Annotated in this window: 14 protein-coding genes; 12 read left to right on the plus strand and 2 right to left on the minus strand. The window is 67.8% G+C overall.

Features of this window, described 5'->3' with window-relative positions:
- Window positions 1-23: 23 nt before the first annotated feature.
- Window positions 24-842 carry a sulfite exporter TauE/SafE family protein gene (locus tag G015_RS0100185; protein ID WP_020145969.1) on the plus strand — a complete coding sequence of 273 codons (819 nt, stop codon included), beginning with the start codon at window positions 24-26 and terminating at the stop codon, window positions 840-842.
- Between the two features lie 862 nt (window positions 843-1,704).
- On the opposite strand, the gene G015_RS0100190 is transcribed toward G015_RS0100185, so the two are convergent.
- Window positions 1,705-2,622 carry an NAD-dependent epimerase/dehydratase family protein gene (locus tag G015_RS0100190; RefSeq protein ID WP_020145970.1) on the minus strand — a complete coding sequence of 306 codons (918 nt, stop codon included), beginning with the start codon at window positions 2,620-2,622 and terminating at the stop codon, window positions 1,705-1,707.
- 6 nt (window positions 2,623-2,628) lie between these two features.
- A complete protein-coding gene (locus tag G015_RS0100195; protein WP_018137788.1) occupies window positions 2,629-3,726 on the minus strand; it encodes an LLM class flavin-dependent oxidoreductase in 1,098 nt (365 codons plus the stop codon).
- Window positions 3,727-3,801: 75 nt separating this feature from the next.
- On the opposite strand from G015_RS0100195, the gene G015_RS0100200 reads away from it, so the two are divergent.
- From G015_RS0100200 to hisC, 11 genes are all read left to right on the plus strand, one after another.
- Entirely contained in the window at window positions 3,802-4,443 is a 642-nt protein-coding gene (locus G015_RS0100200; RefSeq protein ID WP_018137787.1) for a hypothetical protein, read from the plus strand.
- A gap of 81 nt (window positions 4,444-4,524) precedes the next feature.
- The gene (locus G015_RS0100205) at window positions 4,525-5,358 is read left to right on the plus strand and encodes an ABC transporter ATP-binding protein (RefSeq protein WP_018137786.1); all 834 of its coding nucleotides are present in this window, start codon (window positions 4,525-4,527) and stop codon (window positions 5,356-5,358) included.
- A complete protein-coding gene (mlaE, locus tag G015_RS0100210) occupies window positions 5,351-6,133 on the plus strand; it encodes a lipid asymmetry maintenance ABC transporter permease subunit MlaE (RefSeq protein ID WP_018137785.1) in 783 nt (260 codons plus the stop codon). Before G015_RS0100205 ends, mlaE begins: the two co-directional genes overlap by 8 nt.
- A 32-nt stretch (window positions 6,134-6,165) precedes the next feature.
- Window positions 6,166-6,624: an outer membrane lipid asymmetry maintenance protein MlaD gene (mlaD, locus tag G015_RS0100215; protein ID WP_018137784.1), complete on the plus strand. Its 459-nt coding sequence runs from the start codon at window positions 6,166-6,168 to the stop codon at window positions 6,622-6,624.
- 21 nt (window positions 6,625-6,645) lie between these two features.
- On the plus strand, window positions 6,646-7,314 hold the full coding sequence (locus tag G015_RS0100220) for a phospholipid-binding protein MlaC (protein WP_018137783.1): 669 nt from the start codon (window positions 6,646-6,648) through the stop codon (window positions 7,312-7,314).
- Window positions 7,307-7,633: a lipid asymmetry maintenance protein MlaB gene (locus G015_RS0100225; protein ID WP_018137782.1), complete on the plus strand. Its 327-nt coding sequence runs from the start codon at window positions 7,307-7,309 to the stop codon at window positions 7,631-7,633. The genes G015_RS0100220 and G015_RS0100225 overlap by 8 nt, the downstream gene beginning before the upstream one ends.
- Before the next feature lie 101 nt (window positions 7,634-7,734).
- The gene (gene murA, locus G015_RS0100230) at window positions 7,735-8,994 is read left to right on the plus strand and encodes a UDP-N-acetylglucosamine 1-carboxyvinyltransferase (RefSeq protein WP_018137781.1); all 1,260 of its coding nucleotides are present in this window, start codon (window positions 7,735-7,737) and stop codon (window positions 8,992-8,994) included.
- A 333-nt stretch (window positions 8,995-9,327) separates the two neighbouring features.
- On the plus strand, window positions 9,328-9,978 hold the full coding sequence (gene hisG, locus G015_RS0100235) for an ATP phosphoribosyltransferase (RefSeq protein ID WP_012981793.1): 651 nt from the start codon (window positions 9,328-9,330) through the stop codon (window positions 9,976-9,978).
- Window positions 9,979-9,988: 10 nt separating this feature from the next.
- Window positions 9,989-11,056: a 3-deoxy-7-phosphoheptulonate synthase gene (locus G015_RS0100240; RefSeq protein ID WP_018137780.1), complete on the plus strand. Its 1,068-nt coding sequence runs from the start codon at window positions 9,989-9,991 to the stop codon at window positions 11,054-11,056.
- A 25-nt stretch (window positions 11,057-11,081) separates the two neighbouring features.
- On the plus strand, window positions 11,082-12,386 hold the full coding sequence (hisD, locus tag G015_RS0100245) for a histidinol dehydrogenase (protein WP_018175363.1): 1,305 nt from the start codon (window positions 11,082-11,084) through the stop codon (window positions 12,384-12,386).
- Window positions 12,383-13,480 carry a histidinol-phosphate transaminase gene (gene hisC / locus G015_RS0100250; protein ID WP_018137778.1) on the plus strand — a complete coding sequence of 366 codons (1,098 nt, stop codon included), beginning with the start codon at window positions 12,383-12,385 and terminating at the stop codon, window positions 13,478-13,480. The genes hisD and hisC overlap by 4 nt, the downstream gene beginning before the upstream one ends.
- The last annotated feature ends 797 nt before the right edge of the window (window positions 13,481-14,277 follow it).

A 14,277-nucleotide genomic window follows, 5' to 3' on the forward strand; every position in this document is an offset into this window, starting at 1 on the left:
GGCCTCACCCTCACGCCCCGAACATGCTTGAGGCCCTGACCCAGTCACCGTTGGCGCTGGCGCTGCTATTTGTGCTTCTGGGCCTGGTTGCCGGCATCCCGGCCGGGATGTTCGGCATTGGCGGCGGGCTGATCCTGGTGCCGGTGTTCGTCGCGATCTTCAGCCTGCTGGCCTTCGACTCGGCCAGCCTGGTGCAGCTCGCGGTCGGCTCCTCTCTGGGTGCCATCATCCCCACCGCGATCCTCTCCGCACGCGCCCATCATCGCCGCGGCGGGGTGGACGGCACGGCCGTGCGCCGCCTGCTGCCGGGGATCATCGTCGGGGCCCTGCTCGGGGCCTGGCTGGCCACGCGCATCGACTCCGACCACCTGGGGCGCATCTTCGGCGCCTTCGAGGTCGCGATCGGGATCTGGATGCTGCTCAACGTTCAGCCGCCGAAAGCGCCCGTGCCGAGGCGCAGCGTCTGGCTGGGCGGCGGCACCGTGATCGGGGCCGTCTCCGCGCTGATCGGCATCGGCGGCGGCACGCTGACCACCCCGTTCCTGGTCAGCCAGGGCCTGGAACTGCGCCGGGCGATCGGCTCGGCCGCGGCCCTCGGCGTGCCGATCTCCATCGGCGCGAGCCTGGTGTTCGCCCTGCCGCAGTGGACCGATCCGTCCTACCAGGCGCCGGAGTGGGCGCTGGGCTATCTCTATCTCCCCGCCATCCTCGGCGTGGTGATCGGCACGGCCATCAGCGTACGCGCGGGTGTCTGGCTGGCGCACTATCTGCCGGTGGGTGTCCTCCGACGCGGCTTCGCCGGCGTGCTGATCCTCGCCGGCATCCTGATGCTCCTGCGCTAGTCCAGCGCATCGCTGCGCCTCCCATACGTGGCCCCGCGGCCTTCTGCCTCCGCCTTGCCGGTTGGTGTCTGGGTCTGGTTCGACCTCGGATGTTTACGGTGGCTTCGTCCGGCCGCCTGCCTGCGCTCACTCGCGAGCGCGCCGCGAGGTACTTTCTTGCTTGCCCAAGAAAGTACCCAAAGAAGGGCACCCGGATTCCGCCCGGGGACCTTGCTCCAGGGCCCTCGGGCCGGCGGCGCTGAAACTCGCTACGCCTTTGGCTTCGCTCAGACAGTCAGCGCCTCTTTTCCGTCCCGAGGACCCTTCCGCAAGGGGCTTCATACGGGGGGATAAGGTCAAGACAACGGCGGTTCTGACGTTCGCGCCAGTGGATGGAGGCGAGGTGTCCCGACATCCTGGGCACGCGCGGCCTTCGGCCCTGGCGTGCCGCGCCCGCGAGCGGGCGCCAGACCCCATGTAGGATGCGGATGAGCGCAGCGAATCGCATCAGGGTTGCCCCGACGCCGGAACGGTGCGTTTCGCTGCGCTCAACGCACCCTACAGTTCGGGCTTGTCGCGGGTGCTCGAATACCGCCTGTTTTGACCTACCCTCCCGATATGAGCCCCTTGTGGAGGGCGTGACAGGCCGGGAGAAGGCGCTGACTGTCTGAGCGAAGCGACAGCGCAGCGAGTTTCAGCGCCGCCGGCCTGGCGCGTCCGGAGCAAGGTCCCCGGGCGAACCCCGGGCGTGTTTCTTGGTTACTTCTTTGCACGAGCAAAGAAGTAACTCGAGGCGCGCTGGCGAAACAGCGCAGGCAGGCGGCCGGACGAAGCCACCGTAAACATCCGAGGTCGAACCAGACCCAGCCTGAAAACGACGGCGCTAGCGGCGCAGGCGCTCCAGGCACTCGGGGGTGGAGACCTGGGCTACCCAGCCGAGGTGCTCGCGGGCGCGCGAGCAGTCCATCTGGAGGGCACCGTCGAGGCCCTGGACCCATCCGGGATCGCCGGCATGGCGGGTGAATCGCCAGGCCAACGGGTGAATCGCCCGGATCAGGCCCGGGGGCACCGGAATGCCCCAGCGGCGCCGGTGTAGCGCCATCCGGCGCATGGACCAGACGGGCTCGGCCCCGAGGTTGAAGATGCCCTCCGCCTGGCGCGTGACCGCTCGTACCACGGCGTCCGCGGCGTCGTCCTCCCACAGGATCTGCACCGGCACCTCGGCGCCACCCGGATACACGCGACTGCGCGCAACCTGGCGCAGCAGCGGGTGGGCATGCGGCCCGACGATTGCCGGGGGCCGGAGGATGCAGGTGGTCAGATCGGGGCACTGCACGCCGACCGCCAGCAGGGCCTGCTCGGTGGCGACCTTGTCCTCGGCGTACGGGAAGCGCGGCCGCGCCGGGCTGCACTCGGTCAGCGGGCGCGGCGAATTCGGCCACGGCCCGTAGACCGCGGCGCTGGAGAGGAAGACGATCTGGCGCACACCGGCCGCGGCGGCTGCCTGAAAGACGTGGCGGCTCAGCTCGACATTCTGCGCACGCACCCAGTCGCGGTCGCGGCGCCGGCGCCCGCCCTGCCCACCCATCAACTGGAAGGCGAGGTGTATCAGGCTGCCATGCCCGGCCAGGTGTTCCGCGCCGAGATCCGCGAGATCGGCTTGTAAAGGGGTCGTATGCGCGTTCGCCACAACCGGGCGGCGGTCGATCGCGGTAACAGAACGGATACCTTCGGCGGCGGCCAGGGCCGGAACAAGCACCTGGCCCAGGCGCCCGGCGGCGCCGGTCACGGCGACCCGCATGGACGGCTATCCAGCCGTGCCGGTGGCGCCCGGGGCGCGTTCGGCAAAGGCCGGCATGACCTCCTCGGCAAAACAGTCCATGGACTCCAGCGCGAGTTCGTGGGGCACGGCCCCGGCCCCGAAGGCCAGCAGGACCTGGTCGACCCCCGCCTCGCGCAGCCCCTCGATGCGCTCGCGACACTCGGCGGGCGTGCCGACCAGCGTCATGCCCAGCATGTCGAGGATCTTCAGGTTGATCCCGGCCTTGACCAGATGGCGGAAACGGCCCAGCGAACGGTAGTAGTCGTAGCCCTCGATCAGGCGCTCCAGCACCGGCAGGGTCTGCTGGAACATGTGGCGATAGAACCACTCGAAGGCGGGCTTGGCCTCGCGGCGGGCGCGCTTGCCGTCGGGCAGGCACAGCACCCCGAGGGTCATCCCGACGCGCGGCGGGTGGGCGATGTCGGTGCGCGTCGTGTCCCAGGCTTCGTGGTACAGGCGGATGTCCTCACGGATCATCTGCCAGGGCTTGAACGGACCCGCCAGCGCGCCGATGCCCTGCTCGGCGGCCCAGGTGAAGGACTCCGGGCTGACCGCGGCGGTCCAGATCGGCGGGTGCGGGTCCTGCACCGGGCGCGGCATCACGGGCACGTCGTCCAGGTGATGGAACGGGCCGTCCTGGGTGATCCGACCGGTGGCGAAGGCCTGGCGTAGCGCATCCAGACCGGCATCGACCCGCGCGCGGGACTCGCTCATCTCGGCGCCGAATGTGGCATATTCGCGCGGCGAGAAACCGCGCCCGATGCCCAGGTCCAGACGCCCGCCGGAGAGCTGGTCGAGCATGCCGACCCGCTGTGCGACCCGCAGCGGGTGGTGGTAGGGCAGCGGGACCACGCCGAGGCCCAGACGCAGGCGTTCGGTGCGCTGGCTGGCCGCGGCCAGTACCAGATCCGGCGCGGTGCTGTGGGAGAATTCCGGCATCAGGTGGTGTTCCACCAGCCAGGCCGTGCCGTAGCCAAGACGGTCGGCCTGCTCCCACAGGGCCAGGGTCCGGTCGATCACCTCGGTCTCGGAGGTCTGCAGAAACTCCGGGACCGAGAGCTCATGAAAGAGGTCGAAGCGCATGGCATCAACTGTGCCGCGCGCGCGTTGGGGATACAAGCAAGCCCGTCAGACTACGGTTGAACGAAGGACACGCGGATGTCGAAGGATCAACAAGCGCTGGAGCTGCAGGCTGCCGGGGTCGCGGGCCCCGGTGAGCCCTGGTGGGAGACCTTTTTCCCGGACGACCTCCCGACCGACTGGCAGCTGGAGTACTACACCCACTATCACAGCCGTCTGTTGCTGCCCGCCACTGCCTGGGCGGCACCGGGTGAAGGCCCGTTCGGGCCCTGGGCCGAGGCGGTCCCCGCCAAGCTGCAGCTGACACTGGAGTGGCCCGGGGGTCTTCCGCCGGAGGCGGGTGCGGCCGCCCTGGCCCGAATCGAGAACGACCTGGGTGAGACGCTGCAGGGTGTGGCCCTCGGTGTCATGGGTGCCGAGGATGCCGCCGCCGTGGAGGCGGCACTCGAGGCCGGCCACGTGAAAACCGCCGTGCTGACCGGACCTGCCGAGGCACACACACTGCCGGGCACCCGCGAGGCCCTGTGGTATCCGGGCCGAGACGGCGCTGGCCTGTGGCAGATCGAACCGGAGGCGGACCTGGACCCGATGGGGTGGCGCGCCTTGGTGGAGGCCCTGACCGCGGCCGGCGGCCAGGCTCCAACACCCGTGTTCCTGAGAGCGAGACCGGATCGACTTTCCGAGTTTCGCACCATCGCCCAGTTGCTGGGGGTGGGATGAACTACCCCCAAACCGGTTTGACCGGGCATCGGTCCCGCGCCAGACTCCCGAGTCCCATAGGCCGTACGGCAAGAGGTGCCCGTGGCTGAGCCGGTCGCCGAAGACAGTCCGCATATCGTCATCGAGAACCTGCGCTTCCGGCGCGGGCGCAAGGTGATCTTCGAGGACCTGTCCATGCGCATCCCGCGCGGGCAGGTGACCACGGTCATGGGCCCGAGTGGCAGCGGCAAGACGACCCTGCTGCGCCTGATCGGCGGCCAGCTGCGCCCGGACGAAGGCCGCATCTGGGTCGACGGCCAGGAGGTCGCACGACTCTCGACCCGACGCCTGTACGCCCTGCGCAAACGCATGGGCATGCTGTTCCAGAGCGGGGCCCTGTTGACCGATCTCTCGGTGTTCGAGAATGTCGCCTTCCCGCTGCGCGAGCACACCGACCTCCCCGAGGACGTGCTGCGCACCCTGGTGCTGCTCAAGCTCGAGGCGGTGGGTCTGCGTTCCGCGCGCGACCTGGACCCTGCCTCGCTGTCCGGCGGCATGGCGCGGCGCGTGGCGCTGGCGCGCGCGATCGCGCTGGACCCGGACCTGATCATGTACGACGAACCCTTTACCGGCCTGGACCCGATCACCATGGGCCAGATCGTGACCCTGATCAGGCGCACCAACCAGAGCCTGGGGCTGACCAGCGTACTGGTCTCGCACGACGTTACCGAGGCCATGACCATCTCCGATCACGTGGTGCTGATTGCCGATGGCCGGGCAGTGGATGCCGGGGCACCCGACGACCTGCGTGCCCGCGCCTCCGACTGGAGCGCACAGTTCCTCGAGGGCCGCCCCGATGGCCCGGTTCCGTTTCATTATCCCGGCGACAGCTACCGCGAGGATCTGCTCGGGGTACGGGAGCGGCGCGATGATTGACGGAATTGCCTCGCTGGGTCGCAGCTCGCTGAATGCCCTGGTGGTCTTCGGCCGCGCGTTCCTCTTTCTGCTCCAGGTGCTCGCCAGCCTCGATATCGTGATCCGGCGGTTCGGGCTGACAGTGGTGCAGATCTATTCGGTGGGCGTGCGCTCGCTGCTGATCATCATCGTCTCCGGACTGTTCGTCGGCATGGTGCTGGGCTACCAGGGATACATCACCCTGGTGAACTTCGGTGCCGCAGAGGCCCTGGGCGGCGTGGTCGCCCTGTCGCTGGTGCGCGAACTGGGCCCGGTGGTGACCGCACTGCTATTCGCCGGTCGCGCGGGCTCGGCACTGACGGCCGAGCTGGGCCTGATGAAGACCACCGAGCAGCTCTCGGCGATGGAGATGATGGCGGTGAACCCCTATCGCCGCATCTTCGCCCCGCGCTTCGTGGCCGGATTCCTCTCCATGCCGCTGCTGGCCGCGATCTTCAGCGCAGTGGGCGTGATGGGCGGTTACATCGTCGGCGTGGGCATGCTGGGCGTGGACAGCGGCGCGTACTTCTCGCAGATGCAGTCGGTGACCGACTGGAACGAGGATGTGCTCTCCGGCGTGATCAAGAGCATTGTGTTCGGCTTCGTGGTGACCTGGATCGCGGTATTCCAGGGCTTCAACGCGATGCCGACCTCCGAGGGCATCTCGCGCGCGACGACCCAGACGGTGGTGGTCTCCTCGCTGGCGGTGCTGGGCCTCGATTTCATCCTGACCGGGCTGATGTTCGGCACGGGCTGACCAACCAGTGTTTTCCTAGGCAGGTGGCAACAATGAAGGTACGTTTCTTCGAACTGGCGGTCGGCGTGTTTGTGCTGCTGGGTGTGGCGGCACTGTTCTACCTGGCGATTCAGGTGAGCAACGTGACCGACTACCACGACCGGGACACCTACACGGTGACGGCCTACTTCGACAACATCGGCGGGCTCAAGACGCGCGCGCCGGTCACGGTCTCGGGCGTGCGCATCGGGCGCGTCGCGGATATTCGCTATGATCCGGAGCAGTTCCGCGCCGAGGTCACGCTGGCGATCCGCGCCGAGCATGACTACCTGCCCATGGACACGCAGGCCGCGATCCATACCGCGGGACTCCTGGGCGAGCAGTACATCGCCCTGGAGCCTGGCGGCGACTACGACACCTTGCAGGACGGTGATGAGGTGATGTTCACCCAATCCGCACTGGTCCTGGAGAACCTGATTGGCCGTTTCATGACCAATATGGGTAGCGACTAAACCCGAACCGGGGACGACACGATGAAGACATTGCGATTTCTGGCGCTGCCGGCGCCGCTCTGGCTGCTCCTGCTGCTGGCCCTCCCGGGTGCCGCGCAGGCGGAGAACCCCACCGAGATCATCAAACAGTCCATCGAAGAGGTCTACGAGAAACTTCGGTCGAACGAGGACCGTGCCCAGGAAGATCCGGATTTCGTGATCGGCGTGATCGAAGACAAGATCCTGCCCGGCGTGGATGTCGAAGGCATGTCCCGGCTGGTGCTGGCGCGACACTGGCGCGACGCCTCCAGCGAACAGCGCGAACGCTTTACCAAGGCCTTCAAGAACACCCTGCTGCAAGCCTACGGCGTGCAGCTGGCGGACCACCTGGACAAGGATATCCGCGTAATCGAGCGCCGCTCGCGCCAGGATGACCGCATGGCCGTCGTTGCAACCGAGATCGTCATGGGCTCGGGGCAATCGAACTTGCAGGTCAACTACCGCCTGCGGCCGGTAAACGGGGAGTGGAAAGTGTTCGACGTCGAGGCCGAAGGCCTCAGCTTTGTCGGCAACTTCCGCAACCGCTTCAACGAGGAAATCAACCGCAATGGCCTCGACGCGCTGATCGAACGCCTCGAGGACGGCGACCGCGAGCTCGTCGATGACGCGATGGAAGGCATCGCCGACGAGGTCGACAACGGCGATGGCTGACGCCCGCCTGCACGCAACACCGGAGGGGCTCGCCCTCTCCGGCACGCTGACGCTGGCCACGGTTCCGGGCCTCGAGTCCCGCATTCGCGCCCTGCTCCCCGGGCTGCCCGCTCGCGCGCGGGTGGATCTCGGCGAGGTGACCCGCATCGACTCGGCGGGCGTGGCGCTGCTGGTCACCCTCTGGCGCCGTGTGCACGAACAGGGTGGCGAACTGGGTTTCCACTCCATCCCGCAGGGCCTGGCACCCCTCGTTGAACTCTACGATCTGCAATCGGTGATCGCCGACTCGGTTCCCGCGGCGCAGACCAACGCGGCCTGACGCCCGCCCCGCGACCGGAAACGCGCGCGCAGCGGGCAGATTCGTTATCATGGCGTGTTTCGCTGGGCCATGCTGGACCCTGCGACCGACCCGGGCTTTCCATGGACAAGCTGATCATCACCGGAGGCCGCCGCCTGGAGGGGCAGGTCTGGATCTCCGGGGCCAAGAACGCGGTGCTCCCGATCCTGTCCGCCACCTTGCTGGCGGACGGGCCGATGACCATTGGCAACGTCCCGCACCTGCAGGACGTAACGACCACCATGGAACTGCTCGGCCGCATGGGCGTAAGCCTGACGGTCAACGAGCGCATGCGCATCGAGGTCGATCCGACCACCCTGACCCAGTGCGTGGCCCCGTATGACCTGGTCAAGACCATGCGCGCCTCCATCCTGGTGCTGGGGCCCCTCCTCGCCCGCTTCGGCGAGGCCGAGGTCTCGCTGCCGGGTGGCTGCGCGATCGGTTCGCGCCCGGTCAACCTGCACCTGCGGGGGCTGGAGGCGCTGGGTGCGGAGATCGACGTCGAGGGGGGCTACATCCACGCCCGCGCCAAGCGCCTGAAGGGTGCTCGCGTCGTGTTCGATCAGGTCACGGTCACCGGCACCGAGAACCTGCTGATGGCCGCCACCCTGGCCGAGGGCGAGACGCTGATCGAGAACGCCGCGCGCGAGCCGGAAGTGGTCGACCTGGCGGACTGCCTGACGGCGATGGGTGCGAAGATCCAGGGCGCTGGGACCGACACCATCCGCGTGCAGGGTGTCGAAAACCTGCAGGCCTGCGAATACGACGTAATGCCGGACCGCATCGAGACCGGCACCTTCCTGGTCGCGGCGGCGGTGACCCGCGGGCGCGTACGCTGCCGCAATACCCGCCCGGAGCTGCTGGATGCGGTGCTGGCCAAGCTGGTCGAGGCCGGGGCGCGCATCGAGACCGGCCCGGACTGGATCGAACTGGACATGGAAGGACGTCGCCCGAAGGCGGTCAATCTGCGGACCGCGCCCTTCCCGGCCTTTCCAACCGACATGCAGGCCCAAATGATGGTGCTGAACACCGTCGCCGAGGGCACCGGGTCGGTCGTGGAGACGGTCTTCGAGAACCGCTTCATGCATGCGCTGGAACTGCAGCGCATGGGCGCGGACATCACCATCGAGGGCAATACGGCGATCGTCAAGGGCGTCGAGCGACTGGTGGGCGCGCCGGTGATGGCGACCGACCTGCGCGCCTCGGCCAGCCTGATCATCGCCGGCCTGGTGGCCGAGGGCGAAACCGCGGTCGATCGCATCTACCACATCGACCGCGGCTACGAATGCATCGAGGAAAAACTGAGCCAGATCGGCGCGGGCATCCGCCGCGAGCCGGCCTGACGCCTAGGGAAACACTGATCAATGTACACACTCGCGTTGGTACCCCAGGTTTTCCGAGACAAGGCGCGTCGTGCAGCGGGTAGTGGTTCTACCCGCCCGTTTCTGATTGATTCGGGGCGCAACGCAGGATCGGGGAACCTGGGGTACCAACCCCACAAGCCATTTAATGCGGGGGCTCGGCCGCTTTTGCGCGGGAACGGCGTTGCGGTTCCCTGGTGCAGAATGACTGCACGGCGGTCACCGCGCCTTGTTCGCACGCAAAAGCGACTCGAGCGCGAGCGTGTACATTAATCAGTGTTTCCCTCACAAACGCGAGACAGACCGACACCCGACATGATGGATCCCAACGCCCTGACCATCGCCCTGTCCAAGGGACGCATCCTCAAGGACACCCTGCCGCTGCTGGCCAGCGCCGGGATCGAACTCCTGGAGGACCCGGACAAGACGCGCAAGCTGATCCTCGACACCAACCGCGAGGACGTGAAGATCGTGGTGGTGCGGGCAACCGACGTCCCCACCTATGTGCAGCATGGCGCGGCAGCAATCGGTGTGGCCGGCAAGGACGTACTGATGGAGCACGGCGCGGCTGGACTCTATGAACCGCTGGATCTGCGCATCGCCGCATGCCGGCTGATGCTGGCCGGACGCCCGGGCCAGCAGCCGGACCCGCAGCAGCGCCTGCGCATCGCCACCAAGTTCGTGAACATCACGCAGAACTACTTCGCCCAGCAGGGCCGCCAGGTCGAGATCATCAAGCTCTACGGCTCGATGGAACTGGCGCCGCTGGTCGATCTGGCCGACTACATCGTGGACCTGGTCGACACCGGCAACACGCTCAAGGCCAATGGCCTGGAGCCGCTGGAACTGATTACCCCCATCAGTTCCCGGTTGATCGTGAACCAGGCAGCCATGAAGATGAGACATAGAACTATTCAAAATCTGATCGAGGGCCTGCGCGAGGCCGTCACGCCCGCGACGACGTAACGAGAGCATCATGACCGCCGATACCGACGACCTGAGAATCCGCGATATCCAGGAGGTGTCCGCCCCGGACACCCTGCGCGACGAACTGCCCATCACCGACGCGGCCTCCGAGACCGTGTTCGCGGCACGCCAGGCCTGCCACCGCATCCTGCATGGCGAGGACGACCGCATGCAGGTGATCGTCGGGCCCTGCTCGATTCACGACGTGGACGCCGCGCTGGAGTACGCCGAACGCCTGAAGGGCCTGCGCGAGGACCTGTCCGACGCCCTGCACATCGTGATGCGGGTGTACTTCGAGAAGCCGCGCACCACGGTCGGCTGGAAGGGCCTGATCAACGACCCGGATCTGGACGGCAGCTTCCACATCAACAAGGGTCTGCGCGTCGCGCGCGGGCTGCTGCGTGATCTGGCGATCAAAGGCATGCCGGCCGCCACCGAATACCTCGACCTGATCAGCCCGCAGTACATCGCGGACCTGGTCGCCTGGGGGGCCATCGGCGCGCGCACCACCGAGAGCCAGGTGCACCGCGAGCTGGCCTCCGGCCTGTCCTGCCCGGTGGGCTTCAAGAACTCCACCGATGGCAGCCTGCGGGTCGCGATCGACGCGATCCGCTCCGCCTCGCGACCGCACCACTTCCTGTCGGTGACCAAGGCCGGGCGCTCGGCGATCTTCTCCACCACCGGCAACGACGACTGCCACATCATCCTGCGCGGCGGCAAGCAACCGAACTACGATGCCGAGAGCATCGAACAGGCCTGCAAGGAGCTGCGCATGGCCGAACTGCCTGAGCTGGTAATGGTCGACTGCAGCCATGCCAACAGCCGCAAGGACCCGAAGCGTCAGGTGGACGTGGCCCGCTCGCTGGCCGAACAGATCGCTGGCGGGGATCGCCGCATCATGGGCGCGATGCTGGAGAGCCATCTGGTCGGTGGCCGCCAGGACATCCTGCCCGGCAAGTCGCTGACCTACGGCCAGAGCATCACCGATGCCTGCATGGGCTGGGACGAGACCGAGACCAGTCTGAAACTGCTGGCGGACGCCGTGCGCGCGCGCCGCAAGACCGCCGTACCGGCCTAGGGAAAACGTCCAGAGGATCCCGACCATGCCCTCCATTGCCCGACTCGATACCCAGCAGCCCGACTTCGATCAGGCCCTGGAGCACCTGCTGTCCTGGGAGTCCGTCGCCGACACCGGCGTACGCGATGCGGTGGACGAGATCCTCGCCGCGGTACGCACCGAGGGCGACGCGGCCGTGCTGCGCTACACCGCCAAGTTCGATCGCCTCGATCGCAGCGCGGTCGCCGACCTGGAGATCCCACGGGAGCGCCTGCAGGCCGCGCTGGAATCGATCCCGGCGGAGCAGCGCCAGGCGCTGGAGACCGCCACCGCGCGTATCCGCCAGTACGCCGAACACCAGAAGATGCAGGACTGGGACTTCACCGATGCCGACGGCACGGTACTCGGCCAGCGCGTGACCGCGCTCGACTCGGTCGGCCTGTACGTCCCCGGCGGCAAGGCCGCCTACCCGTCCTCCGTACTGATGAACGCCGTGCCGGCCAAGGTCGCGGGCGTGGAACTGCTGGTAATGGTCGTGCCCGCCCCGGGCGGCGAACTGAACGATCTGGTGCTGGCCGCGGCCGCCGTGGCCGGGGTGGACCGCGTGTTCACCGTGGGCGGCGCCCAGGCCGTGGCAGCCCTGGCCTATGGCACCGATACCATCCCGGCGGTAGACAAGATCGTCGGCCCCGGCAACATCTTTGTCGCTGCGGCCAAGCGCGAGGTGTTCGGGACGGTCGGCATCGACATGATCGCCGGCCCCTCGGAGATCCTGGTGGTCTGCGACGGAGAGACGGACCCGGACTGGATCGCGGCCGACCTGTTCTCGCAGGCCGAGCATGACGAGCAGGCCCAGTCCATCCTGCTGTCCTGGGACGAGGCCTTCCTCGACCGCGTGGCCGAGGCCATGGACCGCCTGCTGGCCGAGATGCCGCGCGCCGAGATCATCCGCACCAGCCTCGACAAGCGCGGGGCACTGGTGAAGGTGCGCGACTCCGCCGAGGCCGTTGCCGTCGCCAACCGCATCGCGCCGGAACACCTGGAGCTGTCGGTGGCCGACCCGCAGGCGATGCTGGACGCCGGCCTGCGCCACGCCGGCGCGATCTTCATGGGCCGCTACACCTCCGAGGCCCTGGGCGACTACTGCGCCGGGCCCAACCACGTGCTGCCGACCTCGCGCACCGCGCGCTTCTCCTCGCCGCTGGGGGTGTACGACTTCCAGAAGCGCTCGAGCATCATCCACTGCTCGGCCGAGGGCGCGGCGAAGCTCGGCAAGACCGCCGCCGCCCTCGCGCACGGCGAGGGCCTGACCGCCCACGCCCGCTCCGCCGAACTGCGCGGCGGGCAATGAGCCTGCCGCACGAAAGCCGCAGCCCGGATGCCCTGATGCGTCCGGAGGTTCTGGCGCAGTCGGCCTATCAGGTGGCCGACGCGACCGGCCTGATCAAGCTGGACGCGATGGAAAACCCGCATCCCTGGCCCGGCGGTCTGGAAGACGCCTGGCTGGAGGCCCTGCGCGACCCGCAGCTAAACCGTTATCCGGACGCCGGGGCGCGCGAGCTGGAGAAAAATGTGCGCGCCGCTCACGGCGTGCCCGAAGCGGCCGGGCTGCTGTTCGGCAACGGGTCCGACGAACTGATCCAGATCCTGATCATGGCGGTCGCCGCCTCCGGCCGCCCGATCCTGGCGCCGGAGCCGACCTTCGTGATGTACGGCGTGCTGGCCCGCGCAATGGGCGTACCGTTCGTCGGCGTCCCGCTGCACCGCGATTTCACCCTGGACCTCGCCGCGATGCACGCCGCCCTGGCCGAACACGACCCGGCGGTCGTGTTCCTGGCCTATCCGAACAACCCGACCGGGACCCTGGACGACCCGGCCGCCGTGCAGGCGATCATCGAGGCCAACCCCGGCGTCACGGTGGTCGACGAGGCCTATGCCCCGTTCGCCGCCCACAGCTTCCTGCCGGAGGTCGGCCAGCACGACGGGCTCATGGTGATGCGCACGGTCTCGAAGCTGGGGCTGGCCGGCGCGCGGCTGGGCTATCTGGCCGCCTCCGCGGGCTGGATCGATGCGCTGGACCGGCTGCGCCTGCCGTACAACATCAACACCCTGACCCAGCGCTCGGTCACCTTCGCCCTCGATCACCGTGAGGCGCTGGATGACCAGGCGCGCGGCATCATCGAGGAACGCGGCCGGCTGTCCGAGGCGCTTGCGGCGATCGACGGCGTCGAGCACGTGTTCCCGAGCCAGGCGAATTTCATCCTCTTTCGAGTGCGCGAGGGGCAGGGGCACGCGAGCTTCGCGGCCCTGCGCGACGCCGGCATCCTGATCAAGGATGTTGGCCGCGCGCATCCGCTACTCGCCGACTGCCTGCGCGTCACCGTCGGCCGCTCCGACGAGAACGACGCATTTCTCGCGGCCCTGCGCAACGCCCTCGCCGGCTGAACCCTGATTTCCGAGGCTGGGCCTAGTTCACCCTCGGTGTTTACGCTGCCTTCGTCCGGCCTCCTGCCTGCGCTGACTCGCCAGCGCGCCGCGAGGTACTTCTTTGCTCGTGCAAAGAAGTACCCAAGAAACACGCCCGACTGCCGCGACCCCGGCCCGCTGTGCGGGCCGGGCTTTCCCTCGCTCCGAGGCTTTTCGCGGGCGGCGCTGAAACTCGCTGCGCCTTCGGCTTCGCTGAGACAGTCAGCGCCCCCGTTTCTATTTTGAATCGTCCCGCGAAAACCCTCTCCACTCGGCGCGACGACAACGGGGGTGAAGGTCCAAAAAACGGCTGCCCCAGCGACGTAGCACATGGATGGAGGCTGGGTCTTCCGACATCTTCGGCACGCTCGGCCTTCGGCCTTGGCGTGCCGCGTCCGCCAGCGGGCGCCAGACCCCATCGTAGGATGTGATGAGCGCAGCGAATCGCATCAGGGTTTGCCCCGACCGTCGGAACGGTGCGTTTCGCTGCGCTCAACCGCACCCTACGGCGTTGGAGTTGGCTGCAGGCGTAGGGACAGCTTGTGTTTTGACCTTCATCCCCCCGTATGAAGCCCCTTGCGGAAGGGTTCTCGGGACGGACGATTCAAAATAAAAACGGGGGCGCTGACTGTCTCAGCGGAGCCAAAGGCGCAGCGAGTTTCAGCGCCGCCGGCCCGAGGGCCCTGGAGCAAGGTCCCCGGGCGGAATCCGGGTGCGCCTCGACGGGTACTTTCTTGGGCAAGCAAGAAAGCCAGTTGTTGATCAAAAACGGGCGC

The sequence above is a fragment of the Thioalkalivibrio sp. ALJ15 genome, assembly GCF_000383695.1.
Lineage (GTDB): Bacteria > Pseudomonadota > Gammaproteobacteria > Ectothiorhodospirales > Ectothiorhodospiraceae > Thioalkalivibrio.

What these genes read in the sequence shown, in the direction of transcription:
- G015_RS0100185 (WP_020145969.1), top strand. Translation starts at nt 24, where the DNA reads ATGCTTGAGGCCCTGACCCAGTCACCGTTGGCGCTGGCGCTGCTATTT.
- G015_RS0100190 (WP_020145970.1), bottom strand. Translation starts at nt 2,622, where the DNA reads ATGCGGGTCGCCGTGACCGGCGCCGCCGGGCGCCTGGGCCAGGTGCTT.
- G015_RS0100195 (WP_018137788.1), bottom strand. Translation starts at nt 3,726, where the DNA reads ATGCGCTTCGACCTCTTTCATGAGCTCTCGGTCCCGGAGTTTCTGCAG.
- G015_RS0100200 (WP_018137787.1), top strand. Translation starts at nt 3,802, where the DNA reads ATGTCGAAGGATCAACAAGCGCTGGAGCTGCAGGCTGCCGGGGTCGCG.
- mlaE (WP_018137785.1), top strand. Translation starts at nt 5,351, where the DNA reads ATGATTGACGGAATTGCCTCGCTGGGTCGCAGCTCGCTGAATGCCCTG.
- mlaD (WP_018137784.1), top strand. Translation starts at nt 6,166, where the DNA reads ATGAAGGTACGTTTCTTCGAACTGGCGGTCGGCGTGTTTGTGCTGCTG.
- G015_RS0100220 (WP_018137783.1), top strand. Translation starts at nt 6,646, where the DNA reads ATGAAGACATTGCGATTTCTGGCGCTGCCGGCGCCGCTCTGGCTGCTC.
- G015_RS0100225 (WP_018137782.1), top strand. Translation starts at nt 7,307, where the DNA reads ATGGCTGACGCCCGCCTGCACGCAACACCGGAGGGGCTCGCCCTCTCC.
- murA (WP_018137781.1), top strand. Translation starts at nt 7,735, where the DNA reads ATGGACAAGCTGATCATCACCGGAGGCCGCCGCCTGGAGGGGCAGGTC.
- hisG (WP_012981793.1), top strand. Translation starts at nt 9,328, where the DNA reads ATGATGGATCCCAACGCCCTGACCATCGCCCTGTCCAAGGGACGCATC.
- G015_RS0100240 (WP_018137780.1), top strand. Translation starts at nt 9,989, where the DNA reads ATGACCGCCGATACCGACGACCTGAGAATCCGCGATATCCAGGAGGTG.
- hisD (WP_018175363.1), top strand. Translation starts at nt 11,082, where the DNA reads ATGCCCTCCATTGCCCGACTCGATACCCAGCAGCCCGACTTCGATCAG.
- hisC (WP_018137778.1), top strand. Translation starts at nt 12,383, where the DNA reads ATGAGCCTGCCGCACGAAAGCCGCAGCCCGGATGCCCTGATGCGTCCG.